This window comes from Pseudomonas sp. LAMO17WK12:I10 (assembly GCF_900215185.1).
GTDB classification, from domain to species: domain Bacteria; phylum Pseudomonadota; class Gammaproteobacteria; order Pseudomonadales; family Pseudomonadaceae; genus Aquipseudomonas; species Aquipseudomonas chlororaphis.
In genome coordinates, this window is record NZ_OBDX01000001.1 from 1 (window position 1) to 19696 (window position 19696).

The 19696-nt window shown below is 63.9% G+C and carries 14 protein-coding genes and 2 rRNA genes; 5 read left to right on the top strand and 11 right to left on the bottom strand.

Annotation, left to right across the window (positions count from 1 at the left end):
* Positions 1-155: 155 nt before the first annotated feature.
* Positions 156-271: ribosomal RNA gene (gene rrf / locus CRO75_RS00005) — 5S ribosomal RNA — on the top strand.
* Between the two features lie 110 nt (positions 272-381).
* A 5S ribosomal RNA gene (rrf, locus tag CRO75_RS00010) occupies positions 382-497 on the top strand.
* 180 nt (positions 498-677) lie between these two features.
* Here rrf (CRO75_RS00010) and CRO75_RS00015 read toward each other — a convergent pair.
* The 4 genes from CRO75_RS00015 to CRO75_RS00030 all read right to left on the bottom strand — a co-directional run bounded on the left by CRO75_RS00015 (position 678) and on the right by CRO75_RS00030 (position 6016).
* Positions 678-1853, bottom strand: a complete 1176-nt coding sequence (locus CRO75_RS00015; protein WP_097134075.1) for a PepSY domain-containing protein — start codon at positions 1851-1853, stop codon at positions 678-680.
* A gap of 63 nt (positions 1854-1916) precedes the next feature.
* Complete coding sequence (locus tag CRO75_RS00020; protein WP_097134076.1) at positions 1917-4397, bottom strand: TonB-dependent siderophore receptor; 2481 nt, start codon at positions 4395-4397, stop codon at positions 1917-1919.
* A 102-nt stretch (positions 4398-4499) separates the two neighbouring features.
* Positions 4500-5519, bottom strand: coding sequence for a FecR family protein (locus tag CRO75_RS00025; protein ID WP_177409710.1), 1020 nt, complete (start codon positions 5517-5519; stop codon positions 4500-4502).
* The gene (locus CRO75_RS00030) at positions 5516-6016 is read right to left on the bottom strand and encodes a sigma-70 family RNA polymerase sigma factor (protein ID WP_009041561.1); all 501 of its coding nucleotides are present in this window, start codon (positions 6014-6016) and stop codon (positions 5516-5518) included. The genes CRO75_RS00025 and CRO75_RS00030 overlap by 4 nt, the downstream gene beginning before the upstream one ends.
* Before the next feature lie 313 nt (positions 6017-6329).
* Between CRO75_RS00030 and CRO75_RS00035 the strand changes: the two genes are divergently transcribed.
* Positions 6330-8210, top strand: a complete 1881-nt coding sequence (locus CRO75_RS00035; RefSeq protein WP_009041562.1) for a methyl-accepting chemotaxis protein — start codon at positions 6330-6332, stop codon at positions 8208-8210.
* A 245-nt stretch (positions 8211-8455) separates the two neighbouring features.
* On the opposite strand, the gene CRO75_RS00040 is transcribed toward CRO75_RS00035, so the two are convergent.
* The 6 genes from CRO75_RS00040 to CRO75_RS00065 form a co-directional block, all read right to left on the bottom strand.
* A complete protein-coding gene (locus CRO75_RS00040; protein ID WP_062824083.1) occupies positions 8456-8920 on the bottom strand; it encodes an SRPBCC family protein in 465 nt (154 codons plus the stop codon).
* A 23-nt stretch (positions 8921-8943) separates the two neighbouring features.
* Complete coding sequence (locus CRO75_RS00045) at positions 8944-12378, bottom strand: non-ribosomal peptide synthetase (RefSeq protein ID WP_097134077.1); 3435 nt, start codon at positions 12376-12378, stop codon at positions 8944-8946.
* A gap of 15 nt (positions 12379-12393) precedes the next feature.
* Positions 12394-13323, bottom strand: coding sequence for a diiron oxygenase (locus tag CRO75_RS00050; RefSeq protein WP_097134078.1), 930 nt, complete (start codon positions 13321-13323; stop codon positions 12394-12396).
* On the bottom strand, positions 13320-14096 hold the full coding sequence (locus tag CRO75_RS00055; protein ID WP_097134079.1) for a DUF3050 domain-containing protein: 777 nt from the start codon (positions 14094-14096) through the stop codon (positions 13320-13322). The genes CRO75_RS00050 and CRO75_RS00055 overlap by 4 nt, the downstream gene beginning before the upstream one ends.
* 688 nt (positions 14097-14784) lie before the next feature.
* Positions 14785-15540 carry an alpha/beta fold hydrolase gene (locus CRO75_RS00060; protein WP_097134080.1) on the bottom strand — a complete coding sequence of 252 codons (756 nt, stop codon included), beginning with the start codon at positions 15538-15540 and terminating at the stop codon, positions 14785-14787.
* A 72-nt stretch (positions 15541-15612) separates the two neighbouring features.
* Positions 15613-16305 carry a GntR family transcriptional regulator gene (locus CRO75_RS00065; protein ID WP_097134081.1) on the bottom strand — a complete coding sequence of 231 codons (693 nt, stop codon included), beginning with the start codon at positions 16303-16305 and terminating at the stop codon, positions 15613-15615.
* Between the two features lie 276 nt (positions 16306-16581).
* Between CRO75_RS00065 and lapG the strand changes: the two genes are divergently transcribed.
* A complete protein-coding gene (gene lapG, locus CRO75_RS00070; RefSeq protein WP_007927321.1) occupies positions 16582-17271 on the top strand; it encodes a cysteine protease LapG in 690 nt (229 codons plus the stop codon).
* A 14-nt stretch (positions 17272-17285) separates the two neighbouring features.
* On the top strand, positions 17286-19232 hold the full coding sequence (gene lapD / locus CRO75_RS00075; RefSeq protein WP_097134082.1) for a cyclic di-GMP receptor LapD: 1947 nt from the start codon (positions 17286-17288) through the stop codon (positions 19230-19232).
* Between the two features lie 66 nt (positions 19233-19298).
* Here lapD and CRO75_RS00080 read toward each other — a convergent pair whose 3' ends face one another.
* A complete protein-coding gene (locus CRO75_RS00080; protein ID WP_097134083.1) occupies positions 19299-19637 on the bottom strand; it encodes a tryptophan synthase subunit beta in 339 nt (112 codons plus the stop codon).
* Positions 19638-19696: the final 59 nt, after the last annotated feature.

Below are 19696 nucleotides of genomic sequence, written 5' to 3' on the forward strand. Positions count from 1 at the left end.
CGTGAGGCTTGACCATATAACACCCAAGCAATTTGCGCTTAACAGCCAGATTGCGGTGTGTGAAGACGAAACGAACCGAAAGTTCGAGAAAACACACAAACTATCGCATACCCAATTTGCTGAAACGTCGAAAGACGCGTCGGCACACCGAATTTCTTGACGACCATAGAGCATTGGAACCACCTGATCCCATCCCGAACTCAGAAGTGAAACGATGCATCGCCGATGGTAGTGTGGGGTTTCCCCATGTGAGAGTAGGTCATCGTCAAGATTGAATTCCGAAACCCCAATTGCGAAAGCAGTTGGGGTTTTGTTTTTGTAGAAGTTCCCGATTTTGCTGGCACGTTCGGCCCTTGAGCCAACGGTCCGGCCACAGAATTTCTTGACGACCATAGAGCATTGGAACCACCTGATCCCATCCCGAACTCAGCAGTGAAACGATGCATCGCCGATGGTAGTGTGGGGTTTCCCCATGTGAGAGTAGGTCATCGTCAAGATTGAATTCCGAAACCCCTGTCTGCTGACGCAGACAGGGGTTTTGTTTTTGTACGTCTGAAAGCCTCTGGGCTTACATAGGAGCCAGGCTCCAGGTCACTCAGCAGGGAGCCCCCTGACAGCGCCCAACTCTGCTTCAGAACGTCAGAACAGAGCGAAGCACCTCCGCTCTGTCCCTCACCTCACCGCTGACGCATCTTGCTGCTTCTGCGGGCCAGCCATTTACGCCACCAGATGTAGATCCCGGTGACGGACAACACCGCAATCACCAACCCCAACACCGCAATAAGTACCTGCCCGGTAAAGCCGATGATCCGGCCACCATGGATCGGCAGTTGCAGCCGATAAAAACGTTCGCCCAGGGTGCCTTGCCCGGCGATCTCCTGTCCCAACAGGTGCCCATCGGTGCCATGAAAGAACAACCACGACTTACCATGGGCCTCGGTATCGTGCTGACCGAAACCGGCACCATAGAAGTTGTATTCGAAGCTGTAATACAGCTCGCCGATCGCCGCCGTCAGGCCCAGCCGTTTGCCTTCTTCCTGGGCACGTTCATAAGCCTGCTGATAGGTGAGCCGGGTAACCCCCACCTGATCGCTAGGCATGCGCCCACGGGTTTCATAGACGCTCGGCTCGATCGGTGAGAGTAGGGACACTACCGGCTTGAACACCTGGCTCGGCAGGTTCATCGCCACGCTGCTGATCGCTATCGGCAACAGCAGTAACCACAGCCATAACCCGCCCGCCCGATGCAGGTCCATGTTGAGACGATAGGCGTGCCCGCCCTTGATCTTCCAGGCGGTCGACCACTTCTTCCAGAACGGCCGGCCACGGGGCAGGGTGAGGAACAAGGCGATGAAGCAATCGACGACCCAGAAGATCGCCACCAGCCCCATCAACACCAGCCCCCAGTTACCCGGCAGCGTCAGGTTGTAGTGGAATTCGAGAATGAAGGGGATGAGATTCTCCCGCTGAAAACAGCAGGCACCCCAGAACCGTTTGCCGGTCTGCTCGCCACTGACCGGGTCCAGATAGAACACCTGGTTGGGGTCGTCGAAGGGTTTGCCCGTGGCCGGATCGTTCCGGGGAACCGCCGCGAGCAGTGCGGTATGCCCGGGCTCATTGGGGTACTCCATGTACCAGACCTGCAGGCGCGGATGCTGCGTCTGCACCCGGTCGACCAGGCTTCCAGGCGGCAACGCCTGACCCTCGGCAGGGGCCTCGTAGAACCCCGGGTTGAGCCACTCGTCGAGCTCGTGATTGAAGGCCAGCAGGCTGCCGGTCAGCCCCGCCAGCAGTAGAAATACCGCGGTGGCCAGGCCGATATAACGATGCAGTAGAACCAGAATTGCGCGCATGGAATTTTCCCGTAGAGACGACAAAGCCAGCGCGTGCGCTGGCTTCGGGGGAACGACAAATGATTAGAACTGGTAGCTGACCGTGGCCGCGACGTTTCGCTCCTCGCCCATGTAGCAGAAGCTCAGGCTGGCACAGGAGGCGATGTAGGATTCGTTGGTCAGGTTGTTGGCATTGAGCCGGACATCCACGCCCTTCAGGCCGATCTTGCCCAGGTCATAGCCGACGGAGGCATCGAACAGGGTGTAGGACGGCACCTTCATGGTGTTCTCCGCATCCGCCCAGCTGTAGCCGACATAGCGCACGCCGCCACCCAGGCGCAGGCCGTCGAGCGAGCCGCTGTCGAACTTGTAGTCGGCCCAGAGCGAAGCCATATGCCGCGGCGCCTGGGTCGGTGAGTTGCCCTTGTTCTCGATGATGTCGGTGGCCGTGCTCAAGGTGCTGATCATCGACTTCGAGTACTCGATATCGGTGAAGGTGTAGCTGCCGAGCAGCTTGAGGTTGTCGTTCAATTGCAGGTGCGCTTCCAGTTCCAGGCCCTGGGAGCGTACGGCGCCGACCGCGCGATAGAAGTTTTCCTGGGGCAGCTTGGTGGCCAGGTTTTCCTGGTCGATGCGGAACAGCGACGCGGTGTACAGGTCATCCGTGCCCGGTGGCTGGTACTTCAGGCCCAGTTCCCATTGGGTGCCATCGGTAGGCGCCAGCGGGTTGCCGGCGCTGTCCGCGTAGGAGTTGGGGTTGAAGGATTCGGAATAGCTGATGTAAGGCGCCAACCCGTTATCGAACAGGTACAGCGCCCCTGCGCGGCCGGTCAGCTTGGTGCGCTTGTCATTGATCTCGGTGCCCACCGGGCGCGAGGCTGCGGCCAGGCGGTTCTCGTCCGAAGTCTCCACCCAGTCCTGGCGCAGGCCCAGGGAGAAGCGCCACTTGTCCATCTCGATCAGGTCTTGCAGATAGACGCCGGTCTGCTCGAGGCGACGCAGATAGCTGACCGGGTCGTAGTAACTGATGGCCGAGTTGCCATAGACCGGATCGAACGCATTGATCGGCGCCACGGAGCCGCTGGTCCAGTCCACCACTGTCTTGCGCCGCTGGTAATCCGCGCCTATCAGCACGGTGTGCTTGGTCGCGCCAGTGAGAAATTCGGCCTGCAGCATGTTGTCGACGATGAACGCATGCAGCTTCTCGTCGCCGCCGGTGTAGTAGCGGTTCAGCTCGTTGCTGGTCGGGGTGGTCCAGCCGTAGCCATAGACCTGGTCCAGCTTCACCTTGGAGTCGAGGTAGCGGAAGTTCTGCCGCGCGGTGAAGACATCGTTGAAGCGATGTTCGAACTGATAACCGAACGACTGCTGATCGCGCTCATAGCGATCGATGCCCGGTTCGCCTTCGAAGAAGTTCTCGGAAATCCGCTGGCCGTTGCGCGGGTGCAACGCACCGTCGGCCGGCATACCGCTGTGGTAGCCGCCGTCCGGATCGTGTTGCAGGTACGCCTGCAGGGTCAGCGAGGTGTCATCGGTGAAGTCGATGCTCAGGGTCGGTGCCAGGGCGTAGCGTTTTTCCTTGTTGTGGTCGAACTGGGTGTCGGAGCGGTCCGCCAGCCCGGTCAGGCGATAGGCAATGCGCTTGTCGTCGTCCACCGGGCCGCTGAAGTCGAAGCCCATGCCGCGCTGGCCCTGGGTGCCGACCGTGGCCTGGATCTGATGGTAGGGCTCGAACAGCGGCTTCTTGCTGGTCAGTGCCACCAGGCCGCCCGGGGAGCTGCGGCCGTAAAGTACCGACGAAGGCCCCTTGAGGATGTCCACCCGCTCCAGGAAGTACGGATCGACCTGCATGGTGCTGTAGGTGCCGCTGTCGCCCATGGACTTGAGGCCGTCGAGGTAGATGTTGTCCACCGAGCCGTCGTTGAAGCCGCGCATGGCCACGTAGTCGTACCTGTGGGTCGCGCCGTAGGGGTTGGTCAGCACGCCGGGGGTGTAGCGCATGGCCTGGGACACGGTTTGCGAACCCTGGTCGTCCATTTGTTCGCGGGTCACCACGGAGACGCTTTGCGAGGTTTCCAGCAACGCGGTACTGGTTTTGGTGGCGATCTGGCTGTGGGTGGCGTTGTAGCCTTCCATGCTGCCCAAGGCATTGCCCAGGGCGAAACCCTTGATGTCGGTGGTCGGCAACGCCAGGGCACCGGTCTCGGGCAAGGCCCGCAGCACGTAGCTGCTGCCGTCCTGGCTCAGCGCTTCCAGGCCGGAGCCATTGAGCAGTTGGCCCAGGGCCTGGTCGGTGGAGTACTCGCCCTTCAGTCCGGCGGACTGGCGCCCCTGGAGCTGCGCCGGGGTCATCGACAGGGTGATGCCGGCCTCGCGGGCGAAGCGGTTGAGTACGTCGCTCAGGGCGCCGCCGGGGATGTTGTAGCTGTGGCTGAGGCTGGCCGCGCCAGACTCGGCCGCCTGTGCCAGGCAAGGCAAGGCGGCGACGCCCAGCGCCGAGGAAAGCAGGGCCACGCGCACGGCATGGCGCAGGCCAGAAGAAGAGTGGTGGAAGTGCACAATCATGGAAGGGTTCCGTTGAGTCGCTGAAGGCAGATGGAAGTGCTTACTGTCTAAGCCGGACTCACGGGAAAAAGCCGCCAAAAAATTTCAACGAATTGCAGCGCCTCAGGCCAGACGTTCCAGGGTGACCCACCAGCGGGTGCGATAACGCAGGCGCACGGGCAGGGTTTGCGGGAGGATCGCCAGCAGTTTGTCGGTGTCCTCCAGGCGGAACACGCCGGACAGGCGCAGCTCGCCGATCTCGTCGGCACAGCCCAGGTAACCGTGGCGATAACGCCCGACCTCGTGGATGAAGTCCGCCAGCCGCATATTGCGGGTGACGATCAGGCCATCGGCCCAGGCGCCCACGTCCATGTCCAGCGGCGGCACCGGCAGCGCCTGGGACGCACTGACCCGATAGCTTTGCCCGGCCTGTACCCGGGCCGAGGCGCCATCGGCGGTGTGCGGCGAATGAATGGCGACGCTGCCGGCGGTGACGCTCAGGCGCGTGCAGTCGCCCTCCATGCGCACCACGAAACTGGCGTCGAAGCCTTCGAACAGGCCATGGCGAGTCCGTACCAGCAGCGGCCTGGAAGGGCTCGCCTGCGAGTCCGGGCCGCAGGTCAGCATGATTTCCCCACGGCTGAGCCGGATCAGCCGCTGCCGGGCATTGAAGTCCATGTCGGCGGCGCTGTCGGTGTTGAGCTCCAGGCGCGAGCCGTCCGGCAACTGGAAGCCGCGGCGTTCGCCGGTGGCGGTGGCGAAGTCGGCGTTCCATTGCTGCCAGGCCAGTTGCTCCTTGCCCAGCCACGCGGCGCAGCCCACCAGCATGACGCCGCCGAGCAGCTTCAGGGCCTGGCGTCGGCCGAGGCGCTGGGCGCTGTTTTCCAGGGTATCGAAGGCCACCTGGGCACCGGGCACCGCCCGCAGGTTGCTGTGCAGTTCCTGCTGCAGCGATTGCACCCGTTGCCAGGCCAGCTCGTGCTCGTGATGGGCCGCGCGCCAGGTATCGCATTGCTGCAGCAGCCGGGGGTTACCGGCATTGTTGCGCAGGCGCAGCATCCAGTTGATGGCCTGCTTGACCACCAGGTGCCTGGGGTCCACGGGCCGGCGCAGATTGATCGAGGAGTTATCCACAGCGCTCATGCCTCATAGCGCAGCAGGTAGCAGTGGAACAGCGCGTCGGCCACGTAACGCTCCACCGAACGCAGGGACAGCCCCATCTGTTCGGCGATCTGCTTGTGGGTCAGGCCTTCGCACTGGGCCAGCAGGAACGCCTTGCGCACTTTCGGCTTCAGGCCTTCGAGCATGCGCGCGATGCTTTCCAGCAGCTCCAGCACCAGGGCGCGGGCTTCCTCGCTGGGGGCTTGGGCTTGCGGCAGATGGGCGATGGTTTCCAGGTAGGCGCGTTCGATTTCCTCGCGGCGCCAGTGGTCGATCACCAGGCCGCGGGCAATGGTCCGCAGGAAGGCGCGCGGGGCCTTGAGTTCCAGGCGTTCGGTGCGCTGCAACAGGCGCACGAAGGTGTCCTGCGCCAGGTCGGCGGCATCGGCGGCGTTGCCCAGCCGGCTGCGCAACCATGTGTTGAGCCAGCCATGGTGATGGCTGTACAGCGCCTGTACCGCGAACTCAGGTGATGACATGGATGCGACTGCCTGGGTGTCACAAATGATAATTAATCGCATTGTCATCAAGGGTTTGGGATTTTGCAACAGCCGCAGGGCGACCCGGCTACAGAAAAGTCCGACGCGACCGCTCTAGCCTGCCGTTCAGCGGTTTTTTGCAGATAACAGGTACATTTCTGACAAATCGCTAAGATTTATCCGTCTCGTGCCGACAGACAGTGAGACCCATGCGTGCACCAAAGTAGAGCGGTCGTAGAACGCCGCCTGCGTTGTTACATGGAAAGTTGCATCCCGTACGCATCCCCACTTTCGGCATAAGAAGTCCCATGACATGAATCTCAAGTTCAGCCATAAAATCCTTTTGGCCGCCTCCGGTGTAGTGGTTCTGGCATTCGCGTTGTTCACTTTGTACAACGACTATCTGCAGCGAAACACCATTCGCCAGAACCTCGAATCGTCCATCGAGCAGGCGGGTGACCTCACTTCCAGCAGCGTCCAGAACTGGATGAGCGGACGCATCCTGGTGCTCGAGAATCTCTCGCAGAACGTCGCCCACCAGGGCGCCAACGCCGACTTCCCGGGGCTGGTGGACCAGCCGGCGTTCACCACGAACTTCCAGTTCACCTACGTGGGCCAGGCCAACGGTGTGTTCACCCAGCGGCCTGACGCGAAGATGCCGGACGGCTACGACCCGCGTCAGCGTCCCTGGTACAAGCAGGCCGTGGCGGCCGACAAGACCATGCTGACCCCGCCCTACATGGCGGCCGTTGGCGGGCTGGTGGTGACCATCGCCATGCCGGTGAAAAAGGACGGCCAGTTGCTGGGCGTGGTGGGGGGCGACCTGAGCCTGGAAACCCTGGTGAAGATCATCAACTCGGTGGACTTCGGCGGCCTGGGCCATGCCTTCCTGGTCAGCGCGGACGGGCAGGTGATCGTCAGCCCGGACAAGGACCAGGTGATGAAGAACCTCAAGGATGTCTACCCGGGCGCCAACGTGCGCATCCAGAAGGGCACCCAGGAAGTGCTGCTCAACGGCCAGGAACGCATCCTGTCGTTCACCCCGGTGACCGGCCTGCCGAATGCCGAGTGGTACATCGGCCTGTCCATCGACCGTGACAAGGCGTTCGCCCCGCTGAGCAAGTTCCGCACCTCGGCGCTGCTGGCGATGTTCATCGCCGTGGCCGCGATTGCCGTGCTGCTGAGCCTGCTGATCCAGGTGCTGATGCGTCCGCTGACCACCATGGGCCGCGCGATGCAGGATATTGCCCAGGGCGAGGGCGACCTGACCCGCCGCCTGGTGGTGGAGAGCAAGGACGAATTCGGCGTACTGGGCGGCTCGTTCAACCAGTTCGTGGAACGTATCCATGCATCGATTTCCGAAGTGTCCTCGGCCACCCGCCAGGTGCACGACCTGTCCCAGCGCGTGATGGCCTCGTCCAACGCGTCGATCATCGGCTCCGACGAACAAAGCGCGCGCACCAACAGCGTGGCCGCGGCGATCAACCAGCTGGGCGCCGCCACCCAGGAAATCGCCCGCAACGCCGCCGATGCCTCGCAGCACGCCAGCGGCGCCAGCGAGCAGGCCGACGATGGTCGTCAGGTGGTGGAACAAACCATCCTGGCCATGACCGAGCTGTCGCAGAAGATCAGCCTGTCCTGCACCCAGATCGAAACCCTGAACGCCAGCACCGACAACATCGGCCACATCCTCGATGTGATCAAAGGCATCTCCCAGCAGACCAACCTGCTGGCGCTCAACGCGGCCATCGAAGCGGCGCGCGCCGGTGAAGCCGGTCGCGGTTTCGCGGTGGTGGCCGACGAGGTCCGCAACCTGGCCCATCGCACCCAGGAGTCGGCCGAGGAGATCCACAAGATGATCACCTCGCTGCAGATCGGCTCCCGCGAAGCGGTATCGACCATGAACGCCAGCCAGGCGTCCAGCGAAGAGAGCGTCGAAGTGGCCAACCAGGCCGGTGCGCGGCTGGTCAGCGTGACCCAGCGCATCACCGAGATCGACGGCATGAACCAGTCGGTGGCGGCCGCCACCGAAGAGCAGACCGCCGTGGTGGAAACCCTCAACGTCGACATCAGCCAGATCAACCTGCTGAACCAGCAGGGCGTGGCCAACCTCAACGAAACCCTGAAGGATTGCGATGCCCTGTCGCTGCAGGCCAACCGCCTGAAGCAACTGGTGGACAGCTTCAAGATCTGACCCGCACGGCCCTGAAAAACGCGATGAGGCCGGTATGGCTCATCGCGTTTTTTTTACCTGTCCGACAGCCCATCGGCACCCCTTGCCGTACTTCGGACCGCCTCCCTCTCTACCGGTCTGCGAACCCCTGTAGCCGCTGCCGCAGGCTGCGAAAAGGCCGCAGGCCTTCCAGCGATCCCCAAATCTTGCGCCGCCTTCGGCGTCGATCGCAGCCTACGGCAGCGGCTACAGGGGTATTTCCAGTGTTACTCGAACATCCTTTGCACATTGCCCATTGCCTCATCGGCAAACCCTTGCAGGAATCCCTGGAAGGCCGCGACCTCGGCACCGCCTTCGGCCGGGTCGGCGACGATGCGCCAGGTGGCGCGCGCCCGTTCGCCGGGCAAGGCCTCGACGCTCATGGCCGCCCACAGGTTGCCGATGCCCAGGGTGTCGTAGATCAGGCTCCAGGTCATGTACAGGGCCTGGTCGTCCCGAGAGTTGAGTTGCTCGATCACGATGTTGCCGTCGTGGAAGAACTTCTTGCGCACCGAGCGCACGCCCTCGCCGGTCATTTCGATGTGCGACAGCGCGGGAATGAAGGCCGGGAAGCCGGCGAAGTTGCCGACGATATTCCAGACGCTTTGGGCATCGGCGCCGATGTCCACGGTGGACAGGACCTGGCAGGCGTTCGGGTTCTTGATCAGGGTGTCGGGTTGCAGGTTTTTCATGGTGTTCTCCAGCGTGGGTGGGTTCAGATAAAACGGATGTCTTTCAGGTACTGGCAGCCCTTGCGCAGCAGCGCCGGGTCCTTGGCCGGGTAGTCGGCGCCCATGCGCCGCACCCCGGCCTTGGCGTTGGCGTGGCCGATCAGCGAGATGTCGCCGATGTCTTCCTCGAAGCCGTTGAGGTAGAAGCCGAGGACGCCGAACAGCGCGTTGTCGCGGTCGACCCGGCCCAGCTGGCGCTGCCAGTCGGCGACGCTGACCATGCGGAACTTGCGCCCGGCCTCGCGGAACGAGGCGACATAGGCCTCCCAGCTCAAGGGCTGCGGGTTGTGCAGGTTGAACACCGCGTGGGCCGGCTGATAACGGCTGGCGTGGAAGGCGATGAAGCGGGCGAGGAAGTCCACCGGCATCAGGTCGAAGTTCATCGCCAACTGCGGCACCTGACCCAGTTGCAGCGAGCCCTTGAGCATCAGCATCAGGCGGTTGCGGTGGGGCTGGCAGACCCCGGTCTGGCTGTTGAAACTGATGTTGCCCGGGCGATAGAGATTGACCCACACCCCCTGTTCGCGAGCCCGTTGCAGGATCCGCTCGCCGACCCACTTGGACAGGTTGTAGCCGTTGCGGATGTAGATCGGCGGGGTGGCCGCGGGCGGCTGTTCGAGCACCCGGCCCTGGGCGTCGATGTTGCTGGAGGCGGACAGGGTCGAGACGAAGTTGAAGACCTTCTTGCTGCGCCCTTCGCACAGGCGCAGGCACTCGAACAGCGGCTCGACGTTGTCGCGCGCCAGCGCCGGGTAATCGAGCACGTGATTGACGTTGGCGGCGTTGTGCACCAGCGCGCCGTATTCGCGGTCGATGCGTTCATACACATCCGCCGCCAGCCCCAGCCGTGGCTGGCTGATATCGGCGGCATGCACCCGCACCCGGCTCAGGTCCAGATGCTCCAGGCGGTTGTCGCGCAGGGCCTGGGCGAAACGTGCGGCGGCCGATTGCGCGGGCGTTTCCCGCACCAGGCACGCCACCTCGCTGGCGCCCCATTCCAGCAGCGCCTGGACGATGTGCACGCCGAGAAAACTGTTGGCGCCGGTGACCAGCACCTTGTGCACGTCGCCCAGTTGGCTGGCCGGCAGCACTTGCAGGTCGAGCTCGGCGTTGGCATCGGCGAACACCGGGTCGAGGGACGCATCCGGGCCGTCGTGGGCGGCGCCGTCGACCAGGGTCGCCAGGTTGCTCAGGGTCGGCGCCTCGATAAAGCGGTTGATCGACAGGCCGCGGCCGAACTGTTCGCGGATCGCCAGCAGCAGGCGCGACAGCAAAATCGAGTGGCCGCCGAGGTTGAAGAAGCTGTCGTCGGTGCCGATGTCTTCGGCCGGCAGCTCCAGCAGCTCGGCCCACAATTCCAGCAGGCGCCGTTCAGTGGTGTTCTGTGGCAGGCGTCGCCGGTGGTTGCTGCCTGGGGTACGCGGCAGGGCCAGCAGGGCGCGGCGGTCGACCTTGCCGTTGGCGGTGTAGGGCATGCTCGGCAGCTCGATGTAGGCGCTGGGCTGCATGTAGTCCGGCAAGCGCTGGCGCACCTGCTCGCGCAGGGTTTGCAGCGCGTCGCCGGCGGCGTTCGGCTGGGCCAGGTAGGCGAGGATCCGCCGCTGCTCGTCGATCACCACCGCCACCTGGCGGAACAGCTGGCCGTCGCGCAGGCAATGCTCGATCTCCTCGGGTTCGACCCGGAACCCGCGGATCTTCACCTGGTTGTCCCGCCGCCCGCAGATCTCGATGCCGTTGTCGGTCCACTGGCCGATGTCCCCCGTGCGATAGACCCGCAGTCGGCGCCCGTCCGGCAGGTCCAGGGTCAGGTAGCGTTCGGCGCTCAGCGCCGGGTTGTTCAGGTAGCCGAGGCCGACACCGGGCCCGGCCAGGTACAGCTCGCCGGGGGTACGGTCGGGCAGCGGTTGCAGCTGTTCGTCGAGGATCAGCACCTGGCTGTTGGCGATCGGCAGGCCGAGGTTGCGCGGGTTGTCGTCGACGCGCAGGCGGCGGGTGGTGGCCAGCACCGTGGTTTCGGTCGGGCCGTAGATGTTGTGCAGCGCGCACTGGTCGGCCAGGCGCTGGATGACGAAGGGTTCGCAGACGTCGCCGCCGGTCACCAGATGCCGCAGGCCCAGCGGCTGCTCCAGGGGCAGGATGCTCAGCAGCGCCGGCGGCAGGAAGGCGTGGCTGACCTTCTGCTGCTGGAGCAGGGCCAGCAGTTGCCGCGGGTCGCGCCGCTGGTCCTGGTCGGGGACCACCAGCAGCGCGCCGCAGAGGAAGGTGGGCAGGATATCCAGCAGCGAGGCGTCGAAGTTGATGGTGGAGAACTGCAGCACCCGGCTGTCTGGGTCCAGCTCGACATGGTCGATATACCAGGCGCAGAAGTGACTGAGATTGCCCTGGCTGAGCAACACGCCTTTGGGTTGGCCGGTGGTGCCCGAGGTGTAGATCGCCACGCAGGGCGCCTCTGGTGGCCGCGCCTGGCGCAGCAGCGGGAGGCTGTCCTCGGCGGCGTCATGCAACAGGGTGCGCACATCGAGTTGCGCCAGCTCGAGGTCGGCCAGGTCTTCGCAGCCGTCGTGCAGCAGCAGGGCGGCGCCGGCGTTGTCGAGAATGTAGCGCCGGCGTTGCGCCGGGTGCTCCGGGTCCAGCGGCAGGTACACCGCGCCACAGCCGAAGGTCGCGAGAATCGCGGCATACAGCACCGCCGACTTGGGTAGGCACAGGCCGATCACCGGTGGTCGCTCAGAGGCTGGAGGCAGGTGCCGCAGCATCTGCCGCTGCAGGTTGCGGCTCAGCCGATGCAGGGACTGGTAGCTGTAGTCGACGCCCTGGATGTTCAAGGCCGGGCGCTGGGCGAAGGCCAGCAGGCTCTGGTCGAGGCGCTGGACGATCGGCACCTGCATCTCGCGCAGCAAGGCCGGTGTCGGCTGTGGGTTGTGCCGGTGCTCGAAGGCCAGCGAGTCCAGGCGCTCCAGGCCCAGCAACGGTTCGCTGGGTTCATCCAGGGCCGCGAGCTGCTGGAAAAACGCCGCACCACGGGAAAAGCCGCTGACCAGCCGCGCGGTGCTGGCGACCAGCCTGGCCACCGCGCTGCCGCGCAGGGCCTGGCCATTGCCGCTGGCTTCCGGCGGCAGGCTCGCCTGTTCGATCAGCCGGGTGCCATGGCGGTGGAACAGGCGCACCTGCGGTAGCCCGGGCGCCGCTTGGGCGATCAGGGCAATGCGCAATTCCAGGCGCGCGGTGTCCGCTGCGAGGATGGGTGAATCACCCAGGCTGCCATCGTCGATCAGCAGATGGGGCCGCAGCCCTTCGGCGTTGGCGATCGCCTGCGGCGAGTCCAGCCGCCGCACCAGATGGCCGTGGCGTTCCAGCTCCATGGCCAGTTCGTTCAGGGCCTGGCTGCGGCCCGTCAACACAATGTCGAGGCGTCTCATGCTCGGGTCCCTCCGTTAGGGCAGGTAGTCGGCCAGTGCGTCCTGGACGCAGGCCGAATCCAGCATCGAACTGCTGCGCAAGAAGCGCAGGATGTTGGCGATCAGCGGGTGATGGCGGTTGATCGGGTAGGCCAGGGCGGCTGCCTCCTCGCGCAGCGCCTGCTTGATCGGGGCGGCGACGGGCAGTTGCTCGATCAGCCGCAAGTCGAAGTCCTTCTGAATGTCGTTGGTCAGGTACTGGGCGATGAACACCGGCAGCACCCGGGCGATCTCTGCGCGGTCGGCATCGCTGGCGCCGTGCCAATAGATACGCACCAGCCGCGACCAGAAACCCGAATGCCGGCCTTCGTCCTGCAGGTGGTCGGCCATCAGGCCCTTGATCGATTGCTTGACCGTGTCGTCCTTGGCGAAGGCGGCGACATCGTTGGTCACGGTGTTTTCGGCGATGGCCACGCAGACCAGCTCCATCGCGTCGCGCAGGTGTGCGGGGGCCAGCCGCAGGGCGGCGGGGATGGCCCGGCTGAGTTCGATTTCCCGGGGCAGCTCGATGGGCTCGATGCCGCTCATGGCGATGGTCTGCTGCATGAAGTCCATCGCCACCAGCGCGTGGTAGTCCTCGTCCACCACCACGGTCATGGCGTCGTAGCGACAGGCGAAGGGGAAGGCAATGGCGAAGCGATTCTTGGCGATGTTGCGGGCGGTCTTGTCCACCAGCTCGGTCTCGAAGATCACCACGTCGTTGATGAACTTGTAGAGGCTTTGCACCAGCACGAAGTCCCGTAGATGGGCACAGTGGTCGAGGAAGCCCTGGCTGTGCACCAGGGGCTGGCGGCTCAGGGGGTAGATCAGCTTGTCGTCGTCCTCGAGCATGCGCCGCGGCCGGGTGCGGATGGTCGCGCGCTCTTCCCAGGTGTCGGCGAAGGATTGGTAGTCGAGGGCGTTCATGCGCTCACCCCGATCGGCGATTCGGCCATGCTCAGGCGCAGCCCGTCCCACAGGGCGATGCGGCTGTCCACCGCGGCGATAGCCGCCGCGTACACCTCCTGCTGGCGTTGCGGGTCGCCAGCTACCAGCCGCTGCAGCAGCTGTTCCGCGGCCGGGCCGTGGTCGTCGGAGTCGACCTCGATATGGCGTTGCAGGTAGTAGCGAAAGGTCGGCGCCTGCTCGATGCCGATGCCCCAGTCGTCGAGGATGCGCTGGAACATCCGCGGGATGACGCTTTCCCGGCCATGGAGAAAGGCCGCCGCCACGCAATGGGCCGGCGCCTGCACGGCAGTGTGCACGGTCTGGCGGACAAAGGCGCTGGCGGCCGGGTCGGCGTCGACGCTGTGCAGGGCGGTGTCGAAACTCACACCCTCCTGTTGCAGCGCGACGAAGCGTTCCACGACCCCGGTGGTGGCGCCGACTTCGCGCATGGCGTCCAGGTACAGCTCGAAATGGCTGTAATGGCCTTGCCCGGGGCGCTCGTCGGACTCTTCGCCGAGCACGATCTCGTTGATCAGCCGCGCGGCGCGAGGGTCCCGCGGCGGTAGCCAGGGCAGGCGCACGCAGGTCAGTTCCTGTTGCAGGCGCTTGGTCAGCGACATGAAGTCCCACACAGCGAAAACATGGGCCTGCATGAAGCGTTGAAGAACCGCGAGTGTGTTGATTTCGGCAAAAATGGGATGGGCGCTGAGTGTGGCCTTGCGGGCGTCGAGAAGTTCTTTGCTGGCGTTCATTTAGGCTACCTGTCTGAGATGTTCAAGTGTGTTTGATTGGCCGATTAGTTGCGGCTCGTATAGGTGTTTTAATCAGTAATTATTTATTGCGGGCGAACAGGGGCCTCAAACCTGAGTTGATAAGCTGGAAAGTCTTATAGTGCTGGCCTGTCTATCCGTTAAAGAACCGTCGTCTTGGCGTTATGGGCTTGCGAGAGCCAATAAAGCCGAGGCTTGCCAAGTGCTCATGAACGGTAGCTCGACGTTGTTTAATGTCGGCGGAGAAAAAACTAATACAGGAGAAAGTGTCGGGCAAGTTGTTTTTATAATACTTTTCTAACTTGTATTTTTGTCGCGCGACAAGTTGCTGCAAAACTTCTGGTTGAAGTTTTGTGGAGATGAAGTTGCCCCTTCCGACTTATATAAGTCAGAATTTTTAACGCTGAGTGAATGCCTCACTCGAAGCAAACTTCGAAGCGCTGAGTTGAAGTCGTTGAATATCTGGGAGAAGGCATGCGGGAGCCGATCCCGGTCATGCCCTCCAGTCGCTGGGCTCCTTGCGTGGGTCTGCAGATCGACGTGTGCGGACAAGCCTGCGCGCCGCTCACGTCCCTTTTTCAGTCGGCGACAGCAAGAGTGGGCCCAAATCGCCGGCTGAGCCATCGTCGGCGGGCCTGTGAGGGCAGGAGCGGGGGAGGAAGACGGCGGATTATTCGCCGAGCAGGCCCAGGTGGATATTGATGATCTGCAGCAGGCGCTGGCGCTGGGACTTGATGAAGAAGTGATTGCCGGCCACCTCGATCAGCTCGAACTCACGGCGGGTGAACTCGCGCCAGTTGGCCATGTTGCTGGCGGGGGCCAGCGGGTCCTCGCTGCCATAGAAGGCGGTGAGGGGAATGTCGAGGTTGCCGCTCGACAGATCGCGCCAGGACTCGAACAGCTTCAGGTCGGCGCGCAGCAGCGTTTCGTACTGCTTCCGGCTGGCCTGGTCGCGGGGGATTTCGATCGGCGTGGCGCCCAGCGACAGCATGGCTTCCTGGAAGGGCGCCGTGGGCAACATGTGCAGCAACGGCCGGGGCGATGGGTAGTCGGGACTGCGGCAGGCGGAAATGAACAGGTGGCGGGTTTGGCCGGGGTAGTGCGCCTGGGCGTGCTTGGCGGCTTCGTAGGCCAGCATCCCGCCCAGGCCATGGCCGAACAGGGCATGGGGCTTGGCCAGCAGAGGGCGCAGTGCAGGGAAGGTGTCGGCCAGCAGCCGCGGCCAGTCATCGAGCGGGGTTTCGGCCTGGCGGCTGCCGTGACCGGGTAGCCGCACCAGCACCAACTCGATGTGTCCGCCCAGCCCGGTGGACCAGTTGCGCAGTTGTTCCGGGTCCGCGCCGGTCTGCGCAAAGCAGATGAGCCGGGTTTTCGCCGGCTCGCCGGAGTTGAGCACTATCAGCCATTTGTCATTGCGCGCGTGCACTGCTTTTCCTTAAGCCGGTGTGCCGGTCATTGAGTGTTGCATCGTGGCCGCGTCATGCCGCCGTTACCGCTGTCAGCCCTCGGCGGTCCGTTCGAGGTAGTCGCGAATGGTCTTCGCGGCCTTTTCCAGATGGCCGCGCAGCACCTCCACCGCCCGCTCGACATCCTTGGCCTCGGCGGCGTCGGTCATGGCGTTGTGGTCGTCCTGGGTCAACTTGCCCAGGCCCATGGAGGACAGATGGAAGCGCAAGAAACGTTCTTCCTCGTTCAACTCGAGCTCGATCAGGCGCAGTAGCTTCTGGTTCGGCGCCCGGTGGTACAGCGCCATGTGGAACAAGCGGTTGAGACGGCCGATTTCGGCGTGGTCGGTTTCGTTTTCCAGCTGCGCGATGTAGCCGCGGGCCTGGGCGATATCCTCGGCGTCGAGCAGCGGGATCGACAGGCGCAGCGCCTCCAGTTCCAGCAGCAGGCGCAGGCCGTAGGTTTCCACCGCGTCATAGCCGATCAGTTCGGCGACCACCGCGCCTTTGTGCGGCACCACATGCAACAGCGATTGCGCTTCGAGCTGGCGCAAGGCCTCGCGCACCGGCATGCGGCTGACGCCGAAGAGGTCGGCCAGATCCTGCTGGCGCAGCGCCGTGCCGCTGGGCAGGCGGCCGTCGAGAATCGCCGCGCGCAGGGTTTCCTCGATCACCGAGCGCGCGAGGTGGGCGGGGATCGGCCCGCTGACTGCGATCTTGCTCAAGGGTCTCGGTTTTTCTGTCACGTTAACGCTATCCTGTTTTCTGAGGTTTGGATCCAATGGACGCTAGATAGCGCCCTGCAGCTTGTCAAACCAGCCGTCTGGGCCCTGTCATGGATTTTGCCGGCGCTGATTCTCGGGGCAGCCCTCCTGAGGCTCAAGCACTGGCCGATAAACGAACAGGTCCCTGCTTTCAGCTTAGCGTCTCCAGAGGGGCTGTGATTGTAAGGTGCCATTGTCTTTTGGCGGACCAACCTGCACCATCCTTCGACCCACGACAGCTCCCATGGACTCTTCGCATTGGCGGCACGTTTAGCTCTTTCTCGGACCCTGCGCTGGCTGTTTTCGGCGCTGCTGCTGGCCGGCTTGCTGCTGGGTGGCTTGCAGGCCGATTGGGACTTTTCGCAGATCAGCCGCCGCGCCACGGCGCTGTACGGGCCGCTGGGTGAAGGGCAGAAGCGCATCGACGCCTGGCAGCAGCTGCTGGCAACCCAGAACCAGGCCAGCGAGATGGAACAGCTCAAGGTGGTCAACCTGTTCTTCAACAAGAACATGCGCTACGTGGAAGACATCGACCTGTGGCATCAGGTGGATTATTGGGAAACCCCGGTCGAGGCCCTGTGGAAGGGCGCAGGCGATTGCGAGGACTATGCGATCGCCAAGTATTTCAGCCTGCGCCACCTCGGTGTTTCCAGTGACAAGCTGCGCATTACCTACGTCAAGGCCCTGCGCCAGAACCGCGCGCACATGGTGTTGACCTACTATTCAAGCCCGGAGGCCATGCCGTTGGTCCTCGACAGCCTGATCGACGCCATCCAGCCGGCCAGCCAGCGTACCGACCTGCTGCCGGTGTACGCCTTCAATGCCGAGGGCCTGTGGCTGCCCGGCAAGGGCAGCAAGAAAGTCGGTGACACCAAGCGCCTGTCCCGGTGGCAGGACGTGTTGAAGAAAATGCAGGCCGAAGGTTTTCCGGTCGAGACGACTCACTAGGAGCACGAGCTCAGATGTCTTTGTTCAAACAACTGTTGATCGCAATCTGTCTGTTCCTGGTGGTCGCCTTCAGCGGCAGCTTCATGGTCAGCCTGGAAAGTTCGCGCACCCAGTACGTCAACCAGCTGCGTTCCCATGCCCAGGACGCGGCCACGGCGCTGGCCTTGTCCCTGACCCCGAACATCGACGACCCGGCGATGGTCGAGCTGCTGGTCAGCTCGATTTTCGACAGCGGCTACTACTCGAGCATCCGCGTGATCAACCAGGTCACCGAAGAGGTCATGGTCGAACGCAGCGGCACGCCCGAGGTCAGCGACGTGCCGGACTGGTTCGTCAAGCTGATCGGCCTGGAGCCGGCCGGCGGCGACGCCCTGGTCAGCCGTGGCTGGCAACAGGCGGCTCGGGTCGAGGTGGTCAGCCATCCGATGTTCGCCGTCGCCAAGCTCTGGCAAAGCGCCCTGGGCAGCCTCGGCTGGCTGCTGCTGTGCGGGGCCGTGAGCGCGGTGCTGGGGGCCTTGCTGCTGCGCCTCCAGCTCAAGCCGCTGGACTACATGGTGCGGCAATCCCACGCCATTGCCCGCCGCGAATTCCTCAGCCTGCCCGAGCTGCCGCGTACGCCGGAACTGCGCCGCGTGGTGCAGGCGATGAACCAGATGGTCGAGAAGCTCAAGGCGCTGTTCCAGGAACAGGCCGAGCGCAGCGAAAGGCTGCGGATCGAGTCTTATCAGGACAACCTGACCGGCCTGGCCAACCGTCGTTACTTCGAGATGCAGCTCAATGCCCGGGTGAGCAACCCGGAACAGGCCAGCTCCGGCTACCTGCTGTTGCTGCGGGTCAAGGACCTGGCCGGCCTGAACCAGCGCCTGGGCGGGCAGCGCACCGACCAGCTGCTGCAGGCGGTGGGCGAACAATTGCAGCGTGAATGCGCGCGCTACCCGGAAACCCACAACCTGGTGACCCGCATCCGCGGTGGCGAATTTGCCGTGCTGGCGCCGGGGCTGGTGCGCGAAGAGGCGCTGCAGCTGGCGCAGAACCTGGAAAACGCCTTGGCCAGCCTGCACGCCACCGGCGCCACCGACGTGGCGTCCGTGGCCTCCATCGGTCTGGCGCCTTTCGTCCATGGCGACTCACCGCAGGCGGTGCTCGGCCTGGGCGACCAGGCCCTGGCCCAGGCCGAAGCCCAGGGCGATACGAGCTGGGCCTGCCTGGACCACGATGCGGCGGCCAGCGTCGGCGACGACCATCACGCCTGGCACACCCTGCTGGACGGGGCCTTGAGCCAGCAGCGGTTCGAGCTGTATTTCCAGCCGGTGGTCGCGACCCGCGATACCACGCTGGTGCTGCACTACAAGGTGCTGTCGCGCTTGCTTGACGAGCAGGGCCAGACCATTGCCGCCGGGCGCTTCCTGCCGTGGCTGGAGCGCTTTGGCTGGACCTCGCGCCTGGACCTGCTGATGCTCGAACAGGTGCTCAAGCAGATGGCCGGGCATCAGGATTCGCTGGCATTGAACCTGTCGGCCGCGACCCTGGCCGACCCGCAGGCCTTGAACAAGGTGTTCGAGATCCTGCGCCAGCACTCCAACCTGGGGCCGCGCCTGACCCTGGAGATCGGCGAAGAGCAGTTGCCTGAACAAGCGCTGCTGGAACAACTGACCCGCCGCCTGCGCGAGCTGGGTTTCTCCCTGAGCCTGCAGCGTTTCGGCGGGCGCTTCAGCATGATCGGCAACCTGGCGCGCCTGGGCCTGGCCTACCTGAAGATCGACGGCAGCTACATCCGCGACATCGACCAGGAAAGCGACAAGCGCCTGTTTATCGAAGCCATCCAGCGCGCCGCCCACAGCATCGACCTGCCGCTGATTGCCGAGCGCGTGGAAACCGAAGGGGAGTTGCAGGTGATTGGCGAGATGGGCCTGTACGGCGTCCAGGGCCGCCTGTTCGGCGAGCCCGCGCCCTGGCGCTGAGGCGCTGAACGAAGATCGCCGGCCAGCGGCGCCCGCGCAGGTGCGGGAACCGCTGGCCGGCGATTATCAGATCAGGCCGGTTTCGTCGTCGTTGATCAGGTGGCTCAGGCCACCCAGCGCCTCACGCGCCTGGGTCCGGTCCATCAGCTTGGCCTGGGCCGCCGGTGGCAGGTCGGTGACGCGGATCACGCCCTTGCTGGTCAGCACCTGAATCAAGTCGTCGAGTACCCGGATCATTTCCAGGTCGCTCTGCTTGAGTTGTTTCAGGCTGACTTCCACCACCTCGTTGGCGAACCACTGCTGGATCTCATTATGGTCGGCCGCCAGTGTTTCCGTGGCCTCGGCGTAAGGTGTGGCCTCCACGCGAACCAGTTGGCCCTGTGCATCGCGTTGCACGTAGTACATGGGGAATCCCTCTAGATATGGTCCGGCATCATGCTGTCAGCAGCATAGGCCAACGGCGC

What these genes read in the sequence shown, in the direction of transcription:
- CRO75_RS00015 (WP_097134075.1), bottom strand. Translation starts at nt 1,853, where the DNA reads ATGCGCGCAATTCTGGTTCTACTGCATCGTTATATCGGCCTGGCCACC.
- CRO75_RS00020 (WP_097134076.1), bottom strand. Translation starts at nt 4,397, where the DNA reads ATGATTGTGCACTTCCACCACTCTTCTTCTGGCCTGCGCCATGCCGTG.
- CRO75_RS00025 (WP_177409710.1), bottom strand. Translation starts at nt 5,519, where the DNA reads ATGAGCGCTGTGGATAACTCCTCGATCAATCTGCGCCGGCCCGTGGAC.
- CRO75_RS00030 (WP_009041561.1), bottom strand. Translation starts at nt 6,016, where the DNA reads ATGTCATCACCTGAGTTCGCGGTACAGGCGCTGTACAGCCATCACCAT.
- CRO75_RS00035 (WP_009041562.1), top strand. Translation starts at nt 6,330, where the DNA reads ATGAATCTCAAGTTCAGCCATAAAATCCTTTTGGCCGCCTCCGGTGTA.
- CRO75_RS00040 (WP_062824083.1), bottom strand. Translation starts at nt 8,920, where the DNA reads ATGAAAAACCTGCAACCCGACACCCTGATCAAGAACCCGAACGCCTGC.
- CRO75_RS00045 (WP_097134077.1), bottom strand. Translation starts at nt 12,378, where the DNA reads ATGAGACGCCTCGACATTGTGTTGACGGGCCGCAGCCAGGCCCTGAAC.
- CRO75_RS00050 (WP_097134078.1), bottom strand. Translation starts at nt 13,323, where the DNA reads ATGAACGCCCTCGACTACCAATCCTTCGCCGACACCTGGGAAGAGCGC.
- CRO75_RS00055 (WP_097134079.1), bottom strand. Translation starts at nt 14,096, where the DNA reads ATGAACGCCAGCAAAGAACTTCTCGACGCCCGCAAGGCCACACTCAGC.
- lapD (WP_097134082.1), top strand. Translation starts at nt 17,286, where the DNA reads ATGTCTTTGTTCAAACAACTGTTGATCGCAATCTGTCTGTTCCTGGTG.
- CRO75_RS00080 (WP_097134083.1), bottom strand. Translation starts at nt 19,637, where the DNA reads ATGTACTACGTGCAACGCGATGCACAGGGCCAACTGGTTCGCGTGGAG.